The following is an 18,619-nucleotide window of genomic DNA, read 5'->3' as shown; positions in this document are numbered from 1 at the left end:
GCTGCCGGTTAACAGCGCGCAGCTCAGGAAGATTCGCGGCCTGCGCGATTTTGACGATCTCATCCCCTCGAAAATCCACGGATTCGCCGATGCGCTCGACTACTACCGCCAGTGCAGCGCCATGCCGATGTTGCCGAATGTCGCAAAACCCATGCTGATCATCCATGCTAAAGATGACCCGTTTATGGATCACCACGTGATACCCGATCCGGCGCTGCTACCGTCGTCGATTGAGTATCAACTGACCGAGCACGGCGGCCATGTCGGCTTCGTCAGCGGCACGCTGCGGCGGCCGCAGATGTGGCTTGAACACCGCGTTCCCGACTGGCTGACACGATACCTGGACCCGCAATGATTATTCCCTGGAAAGACCTCGACCCCGACACGCTCGACAATCTGCTGGAATCTTTTGTGTTGCGTGAAGGCACCGATTATGGTGAACATGAACGCAGTCTTGAACAAAAAGTCGCGGATGTGAAACGCCAGTTGCAAACGGGTGAAGCGGTGCTGGTGTGGTCTGAACTACATGAAACCATTAACATTATGCCGCGCGGCCAGTTCCACGGCTGACCTGTTGTAACCTGTACCGTGGCGTAGCGTACTCACCAAAGGAGTAGTTCCCTATGTCAGCCAGGCACCCGGTTATCGCCGTCACCGGCTCCAGCGGAGCCGGAACCACTACCACCAGCCTTGCGTTCCGTAAGATATTCGCTCAGCTCAATCTCCACGCCGCCGAAATCGAAGGCGACAGCTTCCATCGCTATACCCGCCCTGAGATGGATATGGCCATCCGCAAGGCGCGCGATCTGGGGCGACACATCAGCTATTTCGGCCCGGAAGCCAATGATTTTGGCCTGCTGGAGCAGACCTTCGCTGAGTATGGCCTGAACGGCACCGGCCAGTCGCGCAAGTACCTGCATACCTATGACGAAGCGGTCCCCTGGAATCAGGTACCCGGCACCTTCACGCCGTGGCAACCGCTGCCCGAACCGACAGACGTGCTGTTTTACGAAGGGCTGCACGGCGGTGTGGTCACGCCGCAGCATGACGTGGCGCAGCATGTCGATCTGCTGGTGGGCGTGGTGCCCATCGTCAACCTGGAGTGGATTCAGAAGCTGGTGCGCGATACCGGCGAGCGGGGCCACTCCCGTGAAGCGGTCATGGATTCGGTGGTGCGCTCGATGGAGGATTACATCAACTTCATCACCCCACAGTTCTCTCGTACCCATATTAACTTCCAGCGCGTGCCGACCATCGATACCTCGAACCCCTTCGCGGCCAAAGCGATTCCATCGCTCGATGAGAGCCTGGTGGTGATTCATTTCCGCAACCTGGACGGTATCGACTACCCCTGGCTGCTCGCCATGCTGCAGGGATCATTCATTTCACACATGAATACGTTGGTGGTACCCGGCGGCAAGATGGGGCTGGCGATGGAGCTGATTATGATGCCGCTGGTGCAGCGACTGATGGAAGGAAAAAAGATCGAGTAGCGGTGATGCCGGCGGGAGTAAACCTGCCGGCATCGCGTCAGGTCAGGCGTCGATCACTTCATGCGAGTGGGTAATGTTTACCGCTTTCTCCAGCATCAGCGCCACCGAGCAGTACTTCTCCGCAGAGAGCGCCACCGCACGGGCCACGGTCGCGTCCTTCAGCCCTTTCCCGGTCACGATGAAGTGCAGGTTGATGTGCGTGAAAAAGCGCGGCGCCTCTTCCCGGCGTTCGGAGGTCAGCTTCACCTCGCAGTTGGTCACGTCGTTGCGCCCCTTTTGCAGAATCGACACCACGTCAATCGCGCTGCAGCCGCCTGCCGCCATCAGCACCATCTCCATCGGGCTGGGCGCCTTATCCCCGGAGTTACCGTCCATTAACACCTGGTGCCCGGAGGCAGACTCACCAAGGAAGGTTAGGCCTTCAACCCATTTAACACGCGCCTGCATACACACTCTCCTGAATACTGATGTGGCTGACAGAGTACCCGCCGCCTGCAAAACTGGCAATGAAAGGCGACCTGCGTCAAGCTGAAACGAGACAATACAAGACACCCGTGAAAAGCTATGCTAAAACAGTCTGGCTGTAATCATGTAACATTGATGTTATGCATGTATGCAGCGGATTTTACTCATTAAAGGCGACGAAATCTGACGAGCGCCACTTCCCGGGACGCGGGAATATATGACAGCAACCCCAGAGCGGGGGAACATCCCGGACTCTGGAGCCAGTTTATAACAGAGGATAACAGCGCATGGTGCTTGGCAAACCGCAAACAGACCCGACTCTCGAATGGTTCTTGTCTCATTGCCACATTCATAAGTACCCATCGAAGAGCACGCTGATTCACCAGGGTGAAAAAGCGGAAACGTTGTATTACATCGTTAAAGGCTCAGTGGCAGTGCTGATCAAAGATGAAGAGGGCAAGGAAATGATCCTCTCTTATCTGAATCAGGGTGATTTTATCGGTGAGCTTGGCCTGTTTGAAGAAGGCCAGGAGCGTAGCGCCTGGGTCCGCGCGAAATCCGCCTGTGAAGTCGCTGAGATTTCCTATAAAAAATTCCGCCAGCTTATCCAGGTGAACCCGGACATCCTGATGCGTCTCTCCTCCCAGATGGCGCGTCGTCTGCAGGTGACGTCTGAGAAAGTCGGCAACCTGGCGTTCCTCGACGTAACCGGTCGTATCGCCCAGACGCTGCTGAACCTGGCTAAACAGCCGGATGCCATGACCCACCCGGATGGCATGCAGATCAAAATTACCCGTCAGGAAATCGGCCAGATCGTTGGCTGCTCACGCGAAACCGTGGGACGTATCCTGAAAATGCTGGAAGATCAGAACCTGATCTCTGCACACGGTAAAACCATCGTGGTTTACGGAACCCGCTAAGCCATGTCACACCGGCGTGTTACGCAGGTAACACGCCGTTGTTGTCTCTTACGCTGTTGATATGTGGCGCAGGCTGATTTACCACCCGGAAGTCAATTACGCACTTCGTCAGACTCTGGTGCTTTGTCTCCCTGTGGCTATAGGTCTGGTGCTGGGACATCTTCAACAGGGCCTTCTCTTCTCGCTGGTGCCCGCCTGCTGCAATATCGCCGGGCTGGATACGCCCCACAAACGCTTCTTCAAACGCCTGTTTATCGGCGGCTCGCTGTTCGCATTAAGCAGCCTCGCGGTGCAACTGATGCTGTACCAGGACGTTCCGTTGCCGATTATCCTGAGCGGCATGGCGCTGGTGCTGGGCGTCACCGCGGAAATCAGCAGCCTGCACGCGCGCCTGCTGCCGGCGTCACTCATCGCCGCCATTTTTACCCTGAGCCTCGCCGGCAATATGCCGCTCTGGCAGCCTATCCTGATCTATGTCCTCGGTACCCTGTGGTACGGTGCCTTTAACTGGTTCTGGTTCTGGATGTGGCGCGAACAGCCGCTGCGGGAGACGCTGAGCCTGCTTTACCGCGAGCTGGCCCGCTACTGCGATGCGAAATACAGCATGCTGACCCGGCATACCGATCCCGATACCGCCCTGCCGCCGCTGCTGGTGCATCAGCAGAAAGTGGTGGACCTGATAAGCCAGTGCTATCAGCAGCTGCATATGCTTGCCGCTAACCGGCAGAACGATTACAAACGCCTGCTGCGCGCGTTCCAGATTGCGCTCGACCTGCAGGAGCATATTTCAGTCAGCCTGCATCATCCCGAAGAAGTCCAGAAGCTGGTGAAACAGACCCATGCTGAAAAGGTGATTCGCTGGACGGCGTATACTGTGTCCGAGCGCCTGCAGGTGCTGGCGGACGATATTCTCTATCACCGTTATCCGACGCGGTTTTCCATGGACAAGCAGAGCGAAGCGCTGGAGAAGATCGCGCGTCAGCACCCGGATAACCCGGTCGGGCAGTTCTTTAACTACCACTTCAGCCGCATCGCCCGCGTGCTGCGTACCCAACGCCCGCTCTACGTGCGCGATCTGATGGAGGATCGCCAGCGTCGTCTGCCGCTGTTCCCGGCGCTGAAAAGCTATCTCTCGTTTAAGTCCGCCGCGCTGCGTAACGCGGCGCGTATCGCCGTGATGCTGAGCATCGCAAGCCTGGTGGGCAACGCGTTTCACCTGCCGAAACCCTACTGGATCCTGATGACCGTTATGTTTGTCACGCAGAACGGCTACGGGGCGACGCGCGTCAGGATTTTCCACCGGGCAGGCGGCACCATGGCCGGGTTGCTGATCGCCGGCGTGGCGTTGCACTTTCATTTTCCGGAAGGGTTCGCGCTGCTGGCAATGCTGGCCATTACGCTGGTCAGCTACCTGATTATTCGTAAAAGCTACGGCTGGGCCACGATGGGTTTTACGGTAACGGCGGTCTATACCCTGCAACTTATTACGCTGAACGCCGAGCAGTTCATCCTGCCACGGCTTATCGATACCCTGATTGGCTGTCTGATTGCCTTCGGTGGCATGGTGTGGCTGTGGCCGCAGTGGCAAACCGGGCTGCTGCGTCAGAATGCGCACGATGCGCTGGAGGCGGATCAGGACGCGATACGCCTGATCCTGAGCGACAACGCCGAAGCAGGCCCGCTGGCCTGGCAGCGCATGCGCGTTAACCAGGCGCACAACGCGCTGTATAACTCATTGAATCAGGCGATGCAGGAGCCGGGCTTTAACACCCACTACCTGGCGGATATGAAGCTGTGGGTGACGCACAGCCAGTTCGTGGTGGAGCACATCAACGCCGTTACCACCCTGGCGCGGGAGCACAACATGCTGACGCCGCAGCTGGCCGAACGCTATCTGCAGTCCTGCGAAATTGCGATCCAGCGCTGCCAGCAACGCCTGGAGTACGACGAGCCCTCGGCAAGCAACGACGCCTCAATTCTCGAGCCGCCGGAGGCGCTGCCGTCCGGCCCGCTCAGTACCATGGAGCAGCATTTACAGCGCATCCTCGGCCATCTCAGCACCATGCATACCATCTCCTCGGTGGCCTGGCGCCAGCGGCCTCATCATGGCATCTGGCTGAAACGACGGCTGCGCGACGACGCCTGATTAGCCGTTAACCACCTTGCCGACTGCCGCCGCGAAGCGCGCCATGCCGGCATCAATGTCCTCTTGCTCCACCACCAGCGACGGCGCAAAACGCATTACGTTCGGCCCGGCGTTGAGCACCATCACGCCTTCCGCTGCCGCCGCATAAAGCACATCGCGCGCCCGGCCTGCGTACTGCGGTTTCAGCTCCGCACCGATAAGCAGCCCCATGCCGCGAATATCGCTGAACACGTCGTACTGCTGATTAATCTGTTGCAGATGGTCAACAAACCGCTGGCGGCGGGACTGTACGCCCTCCAGTACCGCGGGGGTGTTGATGATGTCAAACGCCGCCCCGGCAACCGCGCAGGCCAGCGGATTTCCGCCATAGGTTGAACCGTGCGAGCCAACGTGGAACGCGCTGGCGATCTCCTGCGTGGTCAGCACGGCGCTGACCGGGAAGCCGCCGCCGAGCGCCTTGGCGCTGGTCAGGATATCCGGCGTCACGCCATAGTGCTGATAGGCAAACAGGTTGCCGGTACGGCCCATGCCGCACTGCACTTCGTCAAACACCAGCAGCGCCTGATGCTGGTCGCACAGATCGCGCAAACCCTGCAGAAATTCCGGCGTTGCCGCCGTCACGCCGCCCTCACCCTGAATCGGCTCGACCACGATGGCGCAGGTGTGGTCATCCATCACCGCTTTCACCGCGTGCAGGTCGTTGAACGGCACGTGGATAATATCGGCAGGCTTCGGTCCGAACCCGTCGGAATACTTTGGCTGGCCGCCAACCGAAACGGTAAACAGCGAGCGACCGTGGAAGGCGTTGTGGAAAGCAATGATTTTAGTCTTCCAGGGACTGTGGCGCGTGGAGGCATAGTAGCGCGCCAGCTTAAAGGCGGTTTCGTTGGCTTCCGTGCCGGAGTTCATGAACAGCACGCGTTCGGCAAAGGTGGCGTCGATGATATTGCGCGCCAGGCGCAGCGCCGGCTCGTTGGTGAAGACGTTGCTGGTGTGCCACAGCGTTTCGCCCTGGGTTTTCAGCGCGTCCACCAGCGCAGGATGGCAGTGCCCGAGCGCGGTGACGGCGATACCGCCCGCGAAATCGATGTACTCCTTACCCTGCTGATCCCATACGCGGCTGCCTTTACCCTTTACCGGAATAAACTCTGCTGGTGCATAAATGGGCAGAATAACTTCATCGAACGTTGCCCGTGTGATTGCCGATTGCTCATTCGCCATGAAAACCCCGCCTGTTACGCAAATCTGATTATGAAAATATAATCACAAAATATGCATAAAAAATCATTGAATGGCAATGAAAAGATCAGCGATTCAGGAAGTTCGCCAGCAGCTGATGCCCCTGCTCGCTAAGGATGCTTTCGGGATGGAACTGCACCCCTTCAAGATCCCATTCCCGATGGCGGATACCCATGATCTCCCCGCTGTCGCTCAGGGCGGTGACGCTAAAAGCAGGGGGAAGCGTATCAGGATCGATAATAAGGGAGTGGTAACGGGTGACGGTCAACGGGTTGTTAAGTCCGGTAAACACGCCGTCACCGCTATGGGTGACGGGCGAGGTTTTGCCATGCATCACTTTTGCGGCGCGCACGACGCGCGCGCCAAACGCCTGGCCAATGGCCTGATGCCCCAGGCACACGCCCAGGATCGGCAGCCTTCCCGCGTAGTGACGGATAACCGCCAGGGAGATACCCGCCTCGTCGGGGGTACAGGGTCCAGGTGAGATCACGATTTTTTGCGGGGCCAGCGCATCGATATCCGCCAGGCTCAGGGCATCGTTGCGTTTTACCGTCACCCGGGCGCCCAGTTCACAAAAGTACTGGTACAGGTTCCAGGTGAAAGAATCGTAGTTGTCGATAAGCAGAATCATAGCGGCTCCGTAACGTCGCGAACCGCGTCAGTTTACTCACTTTCCCGCGCTTCGCTCACCACTTTGCTGAAAATGGTTTTCAGCGGCTCGAGATTGCCCATCGCTCCCTCCTGGTTGGCATCGCGCCACGCCTGCGCGTCGACATCGCGCCAGTCGAGCAGATACCCGGCGTGGATCGCCAGCTGTTCGAAGAAGATACGCTGGGCCAGACCGTTGCCGATGCGGAACGGGTGCAGGACGTTAATCTCACAGTAGTAATGCGCCAGCCGCTCGATAAACGCGTCACGCTCCAGCCCGGCCAGATAGTCTTCATCTTCCAGCGCCTGCATCAGGGCATTGCCCTCTTTTTCCAGGTACTCGAAGTGGCAGAACCGCGTGTCGCCCTCATAGATGTCCACTTCACGCAGCTCGCCCGCCCAGTCGAAGACGTCCTGATACAGCTGCTGGTGGATGGCACACAGATGCGGCAGGCCACGCACCACCGGGCCAATGCCGATGGTTGCAGCACGCAGGGCGGTGAACTGATAGGCCGCCTGTTCGAGGCGCTGCGCCTGATGAATGCCGAGGCGGTTTTTCATGACCTTCTGCCCGGCGTACAGATAAGGGTCGCGCCCGTCACCAAACTTATCGCTCATACTCCCCCCTTAATGCCTCAATGCGCGCCAGCGCCTCTTCCTCAGTCAGATCAACCAGAGGAATATCTACCCCTTCCAGACGGCGGCTGGCCTGGAAATTGAGATTGCGTTGCCGCTCCCACAGGCGGGACTTTTGTTTCTCGGTGAGTTTTTTGGTCATCGCGTCTCCCTCAACGTAATCTCATGTGCCACAAGTATAAGCAGCAATTTCAGGATACGCCGTCTGGATGAGACGATGCGGGTGGCAGCCACCCGCAGGGGAAGGAGTTACGGCAGAACTTTTGCGGAGAGGATCACAACCGGTTTAGTCGGGACATTCTGGTACGGACCGACGTCATGCGTCTGCACCTGGGAAATCTTGTCGGCGACGTCCATGCCTTTCACAACTTTACCAAATACCGCGTAGCCAAAGTCACGCTGACCGTGGTCGAGGAAGGCGTTGTCGGCAACGTTCAGGAAGAACTGGCTGGTCGCGCTGTCTTTGTCGGCGGTACGCGCCATAGAGATGGTGCCGCGGGTGTTACGCAGGCCGTTGTCAGCTTCGTTTTTGATCGGCGGGTTCGGTTTCTTCTGCTGCATATCCGCAGTAAAGCCGCCGCCCTGCAGCATGAAGCCCGGAATAACGCGGTGGAAGATAGTGTTGTTGTAATAGCCGCTGTTCACGTAATCCACAAAGTTCTTCACCGACACCGGCGCTTTCTGGTTGTTTAATTCGAGCTCAATGTTCCCGGCAGAAGTGGTAAGCAGAACGTGGGTATCACCTTTTGCTGCCAGCGCAGCGGGGGAGATCGCGGAAAGCGCTAAAACAGCCGCTACAGCCGCCAGAGTCGATTTGAGCATGAATTTTCCTTACAAAGGCAATGGGGGATACAAGTGGCTTGATTCTAAAGAGCACCCACCCCCTGCGCCAGCCTTTTACTTATTTTTACGAAGATGTTTTCAGCTGTTTCAGAGCTGTTAAGGGTCTGGCGGGCGGTTAAGTGTGATGAAAGTCATGTATTGGCGGGTTAATTTCAGAAAACGCTTATCAAATTGTTTAATTACGTCACACGAATGAATAAAATCTGCACGCCCACGCGCGGTCAACGCGCTTTCCTTTTCTATTCACAGGCTCGCTATGACCAACAGCAACCGCTTACAGCTTACATGGATCAGCTATTTCTCCTACGCCCTTACTGGTGCGCTGGTGATTGTCACCGGGATGGTGATGGGAAATATTGCAGAGTATTTTAATCTGCCGGTTTCCAGCATGAGTAACACCTTCACCTTCCTGAACGCCGGGATCCTGATCTCTATCTTCCTCAACGCCTGGCTGATGGAAATCATCCCGTTGAAGACCCAGCTGCGCTTCGGCTTTGTGCTGATGCTGCTTGCGGTTGCCGGCCTGATGCTCGGCCACAGCATCGCCCTCTTCTCAGTGTCGATGTTTGTACTGGGCCTGGTGAGCGGGATTACCATGTCCATCGGGACGTTCCTGATTACCCACATCTATGAAGGCCGTAGCCGCGGCGCGCGCCTGCTGTTTACCGACTCCTTCTTCAGCATGGCAGGGATGATTTTCCCGATGCTGGCAGCGTGGATGCTGGCGCGTACCGTTGAGTGGTACTGGGTTTACGCCTCCATCGGTATCGTCTACGTGGCTATCTTCGCCCTGACCTTCGGGTGCGACTTCCCGGTACTGGGCAAAAAAGCAGTGGAAACCAGCCAGCCGGTCGCAAAAGAAAAATGGGGCATCGGCGTTCTGTTCCTGGCGATTGCCGCTCTGTGCTACATCCTCGGTCAGCTCGGCTTTATCTCCTGGGTACCGGAATACGCGAAAGGCCTGGGCCTGAGCCTCAACGATGCGGGCGAACTGGTGAGCAACTTCTGGATGTCGTACATGATCGGCATGTGGGCGTTCAGCTTCATCCTGCGCTTCTTCGATCTGCAGCGTATTCTGACGGTGCTGGCGGGTCTGGCTACCGTGCTGATGTACTTCTTCATCAACGGTAACCCTGAGCACATGGCGTGGTTTATCCTGACCCTGGGCTTCTTCTCCAGCGCTATCTATACCTCCATCATTACGCTGGGCTCTCAGCAGACCAGAGTGGCGTCGCCGAAGCTGGTTAACTTCATCCTGACCTGCGGTACGGTCGGCACCATGCTGACGTTCATCGTCACCGGCCCGATTGTTGCCAGCCATGGCACCAAAGCGGCGCTGATGACGGCGAACGGCCTCTACGCCGTGGTCTTTATCATGTGCCTCGTGTTGGGCTTCGTGTCGCGTCATCGTCAGCACGCGACCGTAACAGCGGTACATTGATTGCCGGACGCCCTTTCCTGCGGGAAGGGGCGTTTCTTTTTGTTTTTCCTCTCCCCCGCCCCGCTTGTTACGCTCCTGTTAAGTGAGTAACCCCTAATCAGTACCTGCGCTCAAATAACCACCAAAAATAGCCCCTTTTGGAAAAGTCATACAATTCCAGTGCTTACAAAAAACATTACAATTCATAGGGATACCACTTAAGGAGTAGGCAAAGGCGTATTTGATCTATATCAATAAGATGGTGTGCTGAATCGTTAAGGTAGGAGGTAATAGAATAGAAATCGAGGCAAAAATGAGCAACGTCAGACTCGCTATTATCGGTAACGGCATGGTCGGACACCGCTTTATCGAAGAGCTTCTTGATAAAGCCGAACCCGGCCAGTTCGATATTACCGTTTTTTGTGAAGAGCCCCGCATCGCATACGATCGCGTCCACCTCTCCTCTTACTTCTCACACCATACCGCCGAAGAACTGTCACTGGTTCGCGAAGGCTGGTACGAAAAACGCGGCGTTAAGGTGCTGGTGGGCGAACGCGCTATCACCATCAACCGTCAGGAAAAGGTGATTCACTCCAGCGCCGGACGCACCGTCTATTACGACAAGCTGATCATGGCGACCGGTTCCTACCCGTGGATCCCACCGATTAAAGGCTCCGACACCCCGGACTGCTTCGTCTATCGCACCATTGAAGACCTGAACGCTATTGAAGCCTGCGCGCGTCGCAGCAAACGCGGCGCGGTGGTCGGCGGCGGCCTGCTCGGCCTGGAAGCCGCGGGCGCACTGAAAAACCTCGGCGTGGAAACCCACGTTATCGAGTTCGCCCCGATGCTGATGGCCGAACAGCTCGATCAGATGGGCGGCGAGCAGCTGCGCCGTAAAATCGAAAGCATGGGCGTCGGCGTCCATACCAGCAAAAACACTCAGGAGATCGTCCAGCAGGGCACCGAAGCACGTAAAACCATGCGTTTTGCCGACGGCAGCGAGCTGGAAGTCGATTTTATCGTCTTCTCTACCGGGATCCGCCCGCGCGATAAGCTCGCCAACCAGTGCGGGCTGGCCATCGCCCAGCGCGGCGGCATTATTGTCAACGACGTGTGCCAGACCTCCGACCCGGATATCTACGCCATCGGCGAATGCGCCAGCTGGAACAACCGCGTGTATGGTCTGGTCGCACCGGGCTACAAAATGGCGCAGGTGACGGTCGACCACCTGTTAGGCCATGAAAACGCCTTTGCCGGCGCCGACCTCAGCGCCAAGCTGAAACTGCTGGGCGTGGACGTTGGCGGGATTGGCGATGCGCATGGCCGCACGCCGGGCGCGCGCAGCTATGTCTACCTCGACGAAAGCAAAGAGGTTTATAAACGCCTTATCGTCAGCCCGGACAACAAGACCCTGCTCGGCGCGGTGCTGGTGGGTGACACCAGCGACTATGGCAACCTGCTGCAGCTGGTGCTGAACGCCATTGAGCTGCCAGAAAACCCGGACTCGCTCATCCTGCCGGCACACGCCAGCGGCGGTAAGCCGTCCATCGGCGTGGATAAACTGCCGGACAGCGCGCAAATCTGCTCCTGCTTCGACGTGACCAAAGGCGACCTGGTGGCCGCTATAGGCCGCGGCTGCCACACCGTCGCCGCGCTGAAAGCAGAAACCAAAGCCGGTACCGGCTGCGGCGGCTGTATCCCTCTGGTCACCCAGGTGCTGAACGCCGAGCTGGCAAAACAGGGGATCGAAGTTAACCACAACCTGTGTGAACACTTCGCGTTTTCTCGCCAGGAGCTGTTCCACCTTATCCGCGTGGAAGGCATCAAATCCTTTGAGGAGCTGCTGGCGAAATACGGTAAAGGCTACGGCTGCGAAGTCTGTAAACCGACGGTCGGCTCGCTGCTCGCCTCCTGCTGGAACGAATACGTTCTGAAACCGGAACTCACCCCGCTGCAGGATACCAACGATAACTTCCTGGCGAACATCCAGAAAGACGGCACCTACTCGGTTATTCCGCGCTCTGCCGGCGGCGAAATCACCCCGGAAGGGCTGATGGAAGTGGGCCGTATCGCCCGCGAATTTAACCTTTACACCAAGATCACCGGCTCCCAGCGCATCGGCCTGTTCGGCGCGCAGAAAGATGACCTGCCGGAAATCTGGCGTCAGCTGATTAACGCCGGCTTCGAAACCGGTCACGCCTATGCCAAAGCGCTGCGCATGGCCAAAACCTGCGTCGGCAGCACCTGGTGCCGCTACGGCGTGGGCGACAGCGTGGGCTTTGGGGTAGAGCTGGAAAATCGCTACAAGGGTATTCGTACCCCGCACAAAATGAAGTTTGGCGTCTCAGGCTGCACCCGCGAGTGCGCTGAAGCCCAGGGGAAAGACGTCGGTATTATCGCCACCGAGAAGGGCTGGAACCTTTACGTCTGCGGTAACGGCGGGATGAAACCGCGCCACGCTGACCTGCTGGCCGCCGACCTCGATCGCGACACGCTGCTGCACTACCTTGACCGCTTCATGATGTTCTACATCCGCACCGCGGATAAGCTCCAGCGCACCTCGGTCTGGCTGGAGAACCTCGAAGGCGGCATCGACTATCTCAAAAGTGTCATCATCGACGACAAGCTGGGCCTCAACGCGCAGCTGGAATCAGAAATGTCCCGCCTGCGCGACGCGGTGATTTGCGAGTGGAAGGAAACCGTCAACGACCCGCAGGCGCAGGTTCGCTTCAGACACTTCATCAACAGCGATCGCCGCGATCCGAACGTGCAGGTGGTCAACGAACGCCAGCAGCATCGCCCGGCAGCGCCGTATGAGCGCATTCCTGTAACCCTCGTGGAGGAAACCGTATGAGCCAGTGGCAGACGATTTGTCGGATAGACGATATCATCCCGGCAACCGGCGTATGCGCCCTTCTGGGCGACCAGCAGGTTGCCATCTTCCGCCCCGGTAAAGAGGAGCAGGTCTACGCCATCAGCAATATTGACCCGTTCTTCGAGTCCAGCGTGCTGTCACGCGGGCTGATTGCCGAACATCAGGGCGAACTGTGGGTTGCCAGCCCGCTGAAGAAACAGCGTTTCCGTCTGCGCGACGGGCGCTGTATGGAGGATGAGAGCCATTCCGTCGCGCACTTCGATGCGCGCGTCCATGACGGCATGGTACAGCTTAAAGGCTGATTAACACGGGGGCGCAACGCCCCCGTTTTTGACTGCGCTCCGCGACGAGCGCCACCGCATTCTTGTTAACTCTGGGACATCACTATGTTTACCGACACCATCAACAAGTGTGCAGCCAACGCGGCACGCATCGCACGACTGAATAAAGACAACCCGTTCGGTTTCTGGGTGAGCTCCGCCATGGCGGGCGCCTACGTCGGGCTGGCTATCATCCTGATTTTCACCCTGGGTAATTTACTGGATCCTGCCATTCGTCCACTGGTGATGGGCGCTACCTTCGGCATCGCGCTGACGCTGGTCATCATTGCCGGCTCTGAACTGTTCACCGGCCACACCATGTTCCTGACCTTCGGCGTCAAAGCCGGCACCATCAGCCACGGGCAGATGTGGTCGATTCTGCCGCAAACCTGGCTTGGCAACCTGATTGGCTCGGTGTTCGTTGCCCTGCTCTACAGCTGGGGCGGCGGAAACCTGCTGCCGGCGGATACCAGTCTGCTGCACACCGCAGCGCTGGCAAAAACCGCCGCACCGGCCAGCGTGCTGTTTTTCAAAGGTGTCCTGTGTAACTGGCTGGTCTGCCTGGCGATCTGGATGGCGGTACGTACCGAAGGCGCGGCGAAGTTCATCGCTATCTGGTGGTGCCTGCTGGCATTTATCGCCTCCGGGTACGAGCACTCCGTTGCCAACATGACGCTGTTTGCGCTCTCCTGGTTCGGTCACCACAGCGAGGCCTACACCCTTTCAGGTATCGGCCATAACCTTTTATGGGTAACGCTGGGCAACACTTTCTCTGGTGCCGTGTTTATGGGGCTGGGTTATTGGTATGCTACGCCAAAAGCGGAACGCCCGGGCGCAAGCCGCGTCGGGGTAGCCAACGCAACAGCACATAACTAAGAGGTAATGTCGTGGACCACCTGCCAATATTTTGCCAATTACGCGATCGTGACTGCCTGCTGGTCGGCGGTGGCGACGTTGCGGAACGTAAAGCCCGGCTGCTGATGGAAGCAGGTGCCCGACTCACCGTCAACGCGCTGCGCTTCGACCCGCAGTTTATCGCCTGGGCCGACGCCGGGGCGCTCACCCTCGCCGAGGGCGACTTTGACGAATCGCTGCTGGATACCTGCTGGCTGGTGATTGCCGCCACCGATGACGACGAAGTGAACCAGCGCGTGAACGATGCCGCTGACGCGCGCCGCATCTTCTGTAACGTGGTGGATGCGCCTAAGCAGGCCAGCTTCATCATGCCGTCGATCATCGACCGCTCGCCGCTGATGGTGGCCATCTCCTCCGGCGGCACGTCGCCGGTACTGGCGCGTTTACTGCGTGAAAAACTGGAATCCCTGCTGCCTCAGCACCTCGGCCACATCGCGCGTTACGCCGGCCAGCTGCGGGCGCGGGTTAAACAGACGTTTTCCAGCATGAGCGAGCGTCGTCGCTTCTGGGAGAAGTTCTTCGTCAACGATCGTCTTGCGCAGTCGCTGGCGAATCAGGATACGGCAGCGGTGACGTCGATTACCGAGACGCTGTTCAGCGAACCGCTGGAGAACCGCGGCGAAGTGGTGCTGGTGGGTGCCGGACCGGGCGATCCGGGTCTGCTGACGCTAAAAGGGCTACAGCAAATTCAGCAGGCGGATATCGTGGTATATGACCGGCTGGTATCTGATGAGATCATGAATCTGGTGCGTCGCGACGCCGACCGGGTATTCGTCGGTAAGCGTGCCGGCTATCACTGCGTGCCGCAGGAAGAGATTAACCAGATCCTGCTGCGTGAAGCCCAGCGCGGGAAACGCGTAGTGCGACTCAAAGGCGGCGATCCGTTTATTTTCGGACGCGGGGGTGAGGAGCTGGAAACCCTGTGCGATGCCGGTATTCCGTTCTCGGTAGTGCCGGGCATCACCGCGGCCTCGGGCTGTTCGGCCTACGCGGGCATTCCATTAACCCACCGCGACTACGCGCAAAGCGTGCGGCTGGTTACCGGCCACCTGAAAAACGGCGGCGCGATGGACTGGCATAATCTGGCAGCAGAGAAGCAGACGCTGGTGTTTTACATGGGCCTGAATCAGGCGGCGACCATCCAGGAGAAGCTGCTGGAGCACGGCATGGCGGCCGATATGCCGGTGGCGCTGGTGGAAAACGGTACCGCAGTGAAGCAGCGCGTGGTGGACGGCGTGCTGACGCAGCTGGGAGAGCTGGCGGCGCAGGTTGAAAGCCCGAGCCTGATTATCGTCGGGCGCGTGGTGGCGCTGCGCGACAGGCTCAACTGGTTCTCAAGCCACTAATAACAAAAAAGGCAGGTTACCCTGCCTTTTTTTATGCCGGTTTACAGCGGCTTGCTGACAAACCCAATGGCGTCGTAAACCTTCTTCAGCGTTTCTGACGCGCGGGCGCTGGCCTTCTCTGCTCCGTCCTTCATTACCTGGTTGAGGAACGCTTCGTCGTTGCGGAAGCGGTGATAGCGCTCCTGCAGTTCGGTAAGCATACCGGATACCGCTTCAGCCACTTCCCCTTTCAGATGACCATACATTTTGCCTTCAAAATGCTGCTCAAGTTCCGGGATGCTTTTTCCGGTAACGGCGGAGAGGATGTCCAGCAGGTTAGCCACGCCCGGCTTGTTCGCCACATCGTAGCGTACCACCGGCGGCTCGTCGGAATCGGTCATGGCGCGTTTGATCTTTTTCACCACCGACTTCGGATCTTCCAGCAGGCCAATCACGTTGTTGCGGTTGTCGTCAGACTTGGACATTTTCTTCGTCGGATCGAGCAGCGACATCACGCGCGCGCCGGACTTAGGAATAAACGGCTCCGGAACCTTGAAGATCTCGCCGTAGATGGCGTTAAAGCGGCTCGCCACATCGCGGCTGAGCTCCAGATGCTGCTTCTGATCTTCACCCACCGGTACCTGGTTGGTCTGATACAGCAGAATATCGGCTGCCATCAGGACCGGGTAATCGAACAGACCGGCGTTGATGTTCTCTTCGTAACGCGCCGATTTGTCTTTGAACTGGGTCATACGGCTCAGCTCACCGAAATAAGTGTAGCAGTTCAGCGCCCAGCCCAGCTGCGCATGCTCCGGCACATGGGACTGAACGAAGATGGTGCTTTTTTCCGGGTCGATGCCGCAGGCCAGATAGAGCGCCAGGGTATCAAGCGTGGCTTTGCGCAGCTGTTCAGGGTTCTGACGCACGGTGATGGCATGCTGATCGACGATGCAGTAAATGCAGTGGTACTCATCCTGCATGTTCACCCACTGACGCAGCGCACCCATGTAGTTGCCAATGGTCAATTCACCTGACGGCTGCGCGCCACTAAAAACGATGGGCTTACTCATTTTCTGTTTCCTGATTGTCACTGTGCGAAAGCCCGAAGATGGGCAGGATGTCGCTGAAGCGATCGAACACGTGGTCCGGCTTGCTCAGGGCAATCGCTTCACCGTAGTTGTAGCCGTAGGTCAGGCCGACGGAGACGAAACCGGCAGCCTGAGCGGCGAGAATATCATTGCGTGAGTCGCCGACAAAGAGCAGCGACGACGGGGCCAGATCCAGGTTTTTGGCGACCATCAGCAGCGGTTCAGGATGCGGCTTTTTGTTCTGCACATCGTCGCCGCCGATGACAACGCTAAAGTAGCGGGCGATATTCAGGGACGCCAGCAGCGGAGCCACGAACGGCGTTGGTTTGTTGGTCACCAGAGCCATCGGCGTGCCGTTAGCGTGCAGCGCAGCCAGAGTCGCTTCCACGTCCGGGAACAGCGTGCTGCCCCCTTCCACGCTCTCGGCGTAATAGCGATCAAACAGCTTACGCAGCACCCGCGCCTGCTCTTCCTGAGGAATATCAGCCTCATCGATGCGGGATTTGCCCGCCGCGGCACGCAGCGTGGCGCGCTCCTGACGTGCCCAGCTCAGGGCGCGCTCCATCAGCACATCTGCGCCGTTGCCAATCCAGGTAATTACCCGCGCTTCGCCCGGCTGCGGCAACTCTAGCGCGTACAGCGCCATGTCCACCGCGTGGGCCAGCCCCGGCGCGCTGTCGACCAGCGTACCGTCGAGATCGAACGCAACACCGCGAATCATTTCTGACTTATCCATGCGCTACCTTTGCCAGTTCGCTGCGCATCTCGTCGATGACCGCTTTGTAGTCCGGCTGGTCGAAAATGGCCGAGCCTGCGACGAACATGTCTGCGCCGGCCGCGGCGATGTCCGCGATATTATTCACTTTTACGCCGCCGTCGACTTCGAGGCGAATATCGCGCCCGGACGCGTCGATGCGCTGGCGCACCTCGCGCAGCTTGTCGAGGGTATGCGGAATAAAGGACTGCCCACCGAAGCCCGGGTTAACCGACATCAACAGGATCACATCCAGCTTGTCCATGACGTGGTCGAGATAGCTCAGCGGCGTCGCCGGGTTAAACACCAGGCCCGCTTTACAGCCCTGCTCTTTAATCAGCTGCAGCGAGCGGTCGATGTGTTCGGACGCTTCCGGGTGGAAGGTGATGATGCTGGCGCCAGCGGCAGCAAAGTCAGGAATGATGCGATCGACGGGTTTCACCATCAGATGTACGTCGATCGGAGCGGTAATGCCGTAGTTGCGCAGCGCCTTGAGGACCATCGGCCCGATGGTCAGGTTCGGCACGTAATGGTTATCCATCACGTCGAAATGGACCACGTCGGCTCCCGCCGTCAGCACCTTCGCGGTGTCTTCACCCAGCCTGGCGAAATCCGCCGACAGAATAGAGGGGGCAATCAAAAACTGTTTCATCCGCTTCTCCATCAATTATGCATCTGTGTGGCGGCGTACCGGCTCAGCCTTTGTACAGCGCCAGCAGTTCGTCCACCTTCTTACGCGTTCCACCGTTGCTGCTGATGCTGCGCCGGACTTTCACTACTTTCAGCGAGTCTGCGCCCTGATACCACTCGCGCGTCAGCAGGGTATCGTGATTCGATATCAGTACCGGCACGCGGTTACGCTTCAGCCCTTCGGCCAGTTCGGCAAGGTGCTGCTGCTGTCCGAGCCCGAAACTGTTGGTGTGGTAGGCCGTAAAGTTTGCCGTCAGCGAAAGGGGAGCGTAAGGCGGATCGCAATACACGACGTTGCCCTGCTGGGCTCGCCCCATGCTCGCCTCATAAGACTCGCAGAAAAACTCAGCGCACTGCGCCCGCTCGGCGAAGTGATAAAGCTCCGCTTCGGGAAAGTAGGGGCGCTTATAGCGGCCAAACGGCACGTTAAACTCACCGCGCAGATTGTAGCGACACAGACCATTGTAGCCATGTCGGTTCAGATACAAAAACAGCAGGCCGCGCCGGAAGGGATCGCGGCTCTGGTTGAATTCACTGCGCAGCTGATAGTAGGTTTCCGAGGCGTTCGTTTCCGGGGCAAACAGCTTGCGTGCCTCGCTGACGTACTCGTCGGTACGGGTTTTTACCGTGTTATAGAGGTCAATCAGATCGCTGTTGATGTCTGCCAGAATGTAGCGCTGATAGCCGGTATTAAGAAACACCGAACCGGCGCCGACAAAAGGTTCGACAAGGCAATCTCCCTGCGGGAGATGGAGTTTTATTTCATCGAGCAGGGGGTATTTGCCCCCTGCCCACTTAAGAAAAGCGCGATTTTTTTTCATGCTGTCCGACTGATTTAC

20 protein-coding genes are annotated in these 18,619 nt (G+C 58.1%); 10 read left to right on the top strand and 10 right to left on the bottom strand.

Features of this window, described 5'->3' with window-relative positions; all coding sequences use genetic code 11:
- The 3 genes from DW58_RS21490 to DW58_RS19580 all read left to right on the top strand — a co-directional run.
- A partial coding sequence (locus tag DW58_RS21490; RefSeq protein ID WP_328585921.1) for an alpha/beta fold hydrolase occupies window positions 1-355 on the top strand: 355 nt, incomplete at its 5' end.
- Window positions 352-570 carry a YheU family protein gene (locus tag DW58_RS19585; RefSeq protein WP_024551135.1) on the top strand — a complete coding sequence of 73 codons (219 nt, stop codon included), beginning with the start codon at window positions 352-354 and terminating at the stop codon, window positions 568-570. The genes DW58_RS21490 and DW58_RS19585, both read left to right, overlap by 4 nt.
- Before the next feature lie 53 nt (window positions 571-623).
- Window positions 624-1,493 (top strand): phosphoribulokinase, encoded by an 870-nt coding sequence (locus tag DW58_RS19580; protein ID WP_024551134.1) that lies wholly within the window; start codon window positions 624-626, stop codon window positions 1,491-1,493.
- Between the two features lie 42 nt (window positions 1,494-1,535).
- Here the strand turns inward: DW58_RS19580 and DW58_RS19575 are convergent, their stop codons facing one another.
- The gene (locus DW58_RS19575) at window positions 1,536-1,940 is read right to left on the bottom strand and encodes an OsmC family protein (RefSeq protein ID WP_024551078.1); all 405 of its coding nucleotides are present in this window, start codon (window positions 1,938-1,940) and stop codon (window positions 1,536-1,538) included.
- 305 nt (window positions 1,941-2,245) lie between these two features.
- On the opposite strand from DW58_RS19575, the gene crp reads away from it, so the two are divergent.
- Entirely contained in the window at window positions 2,246-2,878 is a 633-nt protein-coding gene (gene crp / locus DW58_RS19570; RefSeq protein WP_003852956.1) for a cAMP-activated global transcriptional regulator CRP, read from the top strand.
- 61 nt (window positions 2,879-2,939) lie between these two features.
- Window positions 2,940-5,024: a YccS/YhfK family putative transporter gene (locus tag DW58_RS19565; protein ID WP_024551077.1), complete on the top strand. Its 2,085-nt coding sequence runs from the start codon at window positions 2,940-2,942 to the stop codon at window positions 5,022-5,024.
- Here DW58_RS19565 and argD read toward each other — a convergent pair whose 3' ends face one another.
- The 5 genes from argD to ppiA form a co-directional block, all read right to left on the bottom strand.
- Window positions 5,025-6,245, bottom strand: coding sequence for a bifunctional acetylornithine/succinyldiaminopimelate transaminase (argD, locus tag DW58_RS19560; RefSeq protein WP_024551076.1), 1,221 nt, complete (start codon window positions 6,243-6,245; stop codon window positions 5,025-5,027).
- An 85-nt stretch (window positions 6,246-6,330) separates the two neighbouring features.
- The gene (pabA, locus tag DW58_RS19555; RefSeq protein ID WP_024551075.1) at window positions 6,331-6,894 is read right to left on the bottom strand and encodes an aminodeoxychorismate synthase component 2; all 564 of its coding nucleotides are present in this window, start codon (window positions 6,892-6,894) and stop codon (window positions 6,331-6,333) included.
- Window positions 6,895-6,926: 32 nt separating this feature from the next.
- Window positions 6,927-7,529, bottom strand: a complete 603-nt coding sequence (locus DW58_RS19550; RefSeq protein ID WP_024551074.1) for a putative adenosine monophosphate-protein transferase Fic — start codon at window positions 7,527-7,529, stop codon at window positions 6,927-6,929.
- On the bottom strand, window positions 7,519-7,689 hold the full coding sequence (locus DW58_RS20510; protein WP_071789326.1) for a YhfG family protein: 171 nt from the start codon (window positions 7,687-7,689) through the stop codon (window positions 7,519-7,521). The genes DW58_RS19550 and DW58_RS20510 overlap by 11 nt, the downstream gene beginning before the upstream one ends.
- Before the next feature lie 107 nt (window positions 7,690-7,796).
- The gene (gene ppiA / locus DW58_RS19545; RefSeq protein ID WP_024550582.1) at window positions 7,797-8,369 is read right to left on the bottom strand and encodes a peptidylprolyl isomerase A; all 573 of its coding nucleotides are present in this window, start codon (window positions 8,367-8,369) and stop codon (window positions 7,797-7,799) included.
- A gap of 277 nt (window positions 8,370-8,646) precedes the next feature.
- Here ppiA and tsgA point away from each other — a divergent pair, with 277 nt between their 5' ends.
- The 5 genes from tsgA to cysG all read left to right on the top strand — a co-directional run bounded on the left by tsgA (window position 8,647) and on the right by cysG (window position 15,269).
- Entirely contained in the window at window positions 8,647-9,831 is a 1,185-nt protein-coding gene (gene tsgA, locus DW58_RS19540; RefSeq protein ID WP_024550581.1) for an MFS transporter TsgA, read from the top strand.
- Between the two features lie 292 nt (window positions 9,832-10,123).
- Window positions 10,124-12,667 (top strand): nitrite reductase large subunit NirB, encoded by a 2,544-nt coding sequence (gene nirB / locus DW58_RS19535; protein ID WP_024550580.1) that lies wholly within the window; start codon window positions 10,124-10,126, stop codon window positions 12,665-12,667.
- Window positions 12,664-12,990 carry a nitrite reductase small subunit NirD gene (gene nirD, locus DW58_RS19530; RefSeq protein ID WP_024562430.1) on the top strand — a complete coding sequence of 109 codons (327 nt, stop codon included), beginning with the start codon at window positions 12,664-12,666 and terminating at the stop codon, window positions 12,988-12,990. The genes nirB and nirD overlap by 4 nt, the downstream gene beginning before the upstream one ends.
- Window positions 12,991-13,074: 84 nt before the next feature.
- Window positions 13,075-13,884: a nitrite transporter NirC gene (nirC, locus tag DW58_RS19525; protein WP_024550466.1), complete on the top strand. Its 810-nt coding sequence runs from the start codon at window positions 13,075-13,077 to the stop codon at window positions 13,882-13,884.
- Window positions 13,885-13,895: 11 nt separating this feature from the next.
- The gene (cysG, locus tag DW58_RS19520) at window positions 13,896-15,269 is read left to right on the top strand and encodes a siroheme synthase CysG (protein WP_024550467.1); all 1,374 of its coding nucleotides are present in this window, start codon (window positions 13,896-13,898) and stop codon (window positions 15,267-15,269) included.
- A gap of 41 nt (window positions 15,270-15,310) precedes the next feature.
- On the opposite strand, the gene trpS is transcribed toward cysG, so the two are convergent.
- Genes trpS through dam form a run of 4 tightly spaced genes read right to left on the bottom strand, consistent with a single transcriptional unit; the run spans window position 15,311 to window position 18,601 of the window.
- Window positions 15,311-16,318 carry a tryptophan--tRNA ligase gene (gene trpS, locus DW58_RS19515; protein WP_024550468.1) on the bottom strand — a complete coding sequence of 336 codons (1,008 nt, stop codon included), beginning with the start codon at window positions 16,316-16,318 and terminating at the stop codon, window positions 15,311-15,313.
- Complete coding sequence (gene gph / locus DW58_RS19510; protein ID WP_024550469.1) at window positions 16,311-17,072, bottom strand: phosphoglycolate phosphatase; 762 nt, start codon at window positions 17,070-17,072, stop codon at window positions 16,311-16,313. Before gph ends, trpS begins: the two co-directional genes overlap by 8 nt.
- Window positions 17,065-17,742, bottom strand: a complete 678-nt coding sequence (gene rpe, locus DW58_RS19505) for a ribulose-phosphate 3-epimerase (RefSeq protein WP_024550470.1) — start codon at window positions 17,740-17,742, stop codon at window positions 17,065-17,067. Before rpe ends, gph begins: the two co-directional genes overlap by 8 nt.
- Before the next feature lie 43 nt (window positions 17,743-17,785).
- The gene (dam, locus tag DW58_RS19500) at window positions 17,786-18,601 is read right to left on the bottom strand and encodes an adenine-specific DNA-methyltransferase (RefSeq protein WP_024550471.1); all 816 of its coding nucleotides are present in this window, start codon (window positions 18,599-18,601) and stop codon (window positions 17,786-17,788) included.
- Window positions 18,602-18,619: the final 18 nt, after the last annotated feature.

The organism is Siccibacter turicensis LMG 23730 (assembly GCF_000463155.2).
Taxonomy (GTDB): domain Bacteria; phylum Pseudomonadota; class Gammaproteobacteria; order Enterobacterales; family Enterobacteriaceae; genus Siccibacter; species Siccibacter turicensis.
The sequence above is the reverse complement of the archived record's forward strand: the minus strand, read 5'-3'. Positions and strand labels throughout refer to the sequence as shown.

What these genes read in the sequence shown, in the direction of transcription:
- DW58_RS19585 (WP_024551135.1), top strand. Translation starts at nt 352, where the DNA reads ATGATTATTCCCTGGAAAGACCTCGACCCCGACACGCTCGACAATCTG.
- DW58_RS19580 (WP_024551134.1), top strand. Translation starts at nt 624, where the DNA reads ATGTCAGCCAGGCACCCGGTTATCGCCGTCACCGGCTCCAGCGGAGCC.
- DW58_RS19575 (WP_024551078.1), bottom strand. Translation starts at nt 1,940, where the DNA reads ATGCAGGCGCGTGTTAAATGGGTTGAAGGCCTAACCTTCCTTGGTGAG.
- crp (WP_003852956.1), top strand. Translation starts at nt 2,246, where the DNA reads ATGGTGCTTGGCAAACCGCAAACAGACCCGACTCTCGAATGGTTCTTG.
- DW58_RS19565 (WP_024551077.1), top strand. Translation starts at nt 2,940, where the DNA reads ATGTGGCGCAGGCTGATTTACCACCCGGAAGTCAATTACGCACTTCGT.
- argD (WP_024551076.1), bottom strand. Translation starts at nt 6,245, where the DNA reads ATGGCGAATGAGCAATCGGCAATCACACGGGCAACGTTCGATGAAGTT.
- pabA (WP_024551075.1), bottom strand. Translation starts at nt 6,894, where the DNA reads ATGATTCTGCTTATCGACAACTACGATTCTTTCACCTGGAACCTGTAC.
- DW58_RS19550 (WP_024551074.1), bottom strand. Translation starts at nt 7,529, where the DNA reads ATGAGCGATAAGTTTGGTGACGGGCGCGACCCTTATCTGTACGCCGGG.
- DW58_RS20510 (WP_071789326.1), bottom strand. Translation starts at nt 7,689, where the DNA reads ATGACCAAAAAACTCACCGAGAAACAAAAGTCCCGCCTGTGGGAGCGG.
- ppiA (WP_024550582.1), bottom strand. Translation starts at nt 8,369, where the DNA reads ATGCTCAAATCGACTCTGGCGGCTGTAGCGGCTGTTTTAGCGCTTTCC.
- tsgA (WP_024550581.1), top strand. Translation starts at nt 8,647, where the DNA reads ATGACCAACAGCAACCGCTTACAGCTTACATGGATCAGCTATTTCTCC.
- nirB (WP_024550580.1), top strand. Translation starts at nt 10,124, where the DNA reads ATGAGCAACGTCAGACTCGCTATTATCGGTAACGGCATGGTCGGACAC.
- nirD (WP_024562430.1), top strand. Translation starts at nt 12,664, where the DNA reads ATGAGCCAGTGGCAGACGATTTGTCGGATAGACGATATCATCCCGGCA.
- nirC (WP_024550466.1), top strand. Translation starts at nt 13,075, where the DNA reads ATGTTTACCGACACCATCAACAAGTGTGCAGCCAACGCGGCACGCATC.
- trpS (WP_024550468.1), bottom strand. Translation starts at nt 16,318, where the DNA reads ATGAGTAAGCCCATCGTTTTTAGTGGCGCGCAGCCGTCAGGTGAATTG.
- gph (WP_024550469.1), bottom strand. Translation starts at nt 17,072, where the DNA reads ATGGATAAGTCAGAAATGATTCGCGGTGTTGCGTTCGATCTCGACGGT.
- rpe (WP_024550470.1), bottom strand. Translation starts at nt 17,742, where the DNA reads ATGAAACAGTTTTTGATTGCCCCCTCTATTCTGTCGGCGGATTTCGCC.
- dam (WP_024550471.1), bottom strand. Translation starts at nt 18,601, where the DNA reads ATGAAAAAAAATCGCGCTTTTCTTAAGTGGGCAGGGGGCAAATACCCC.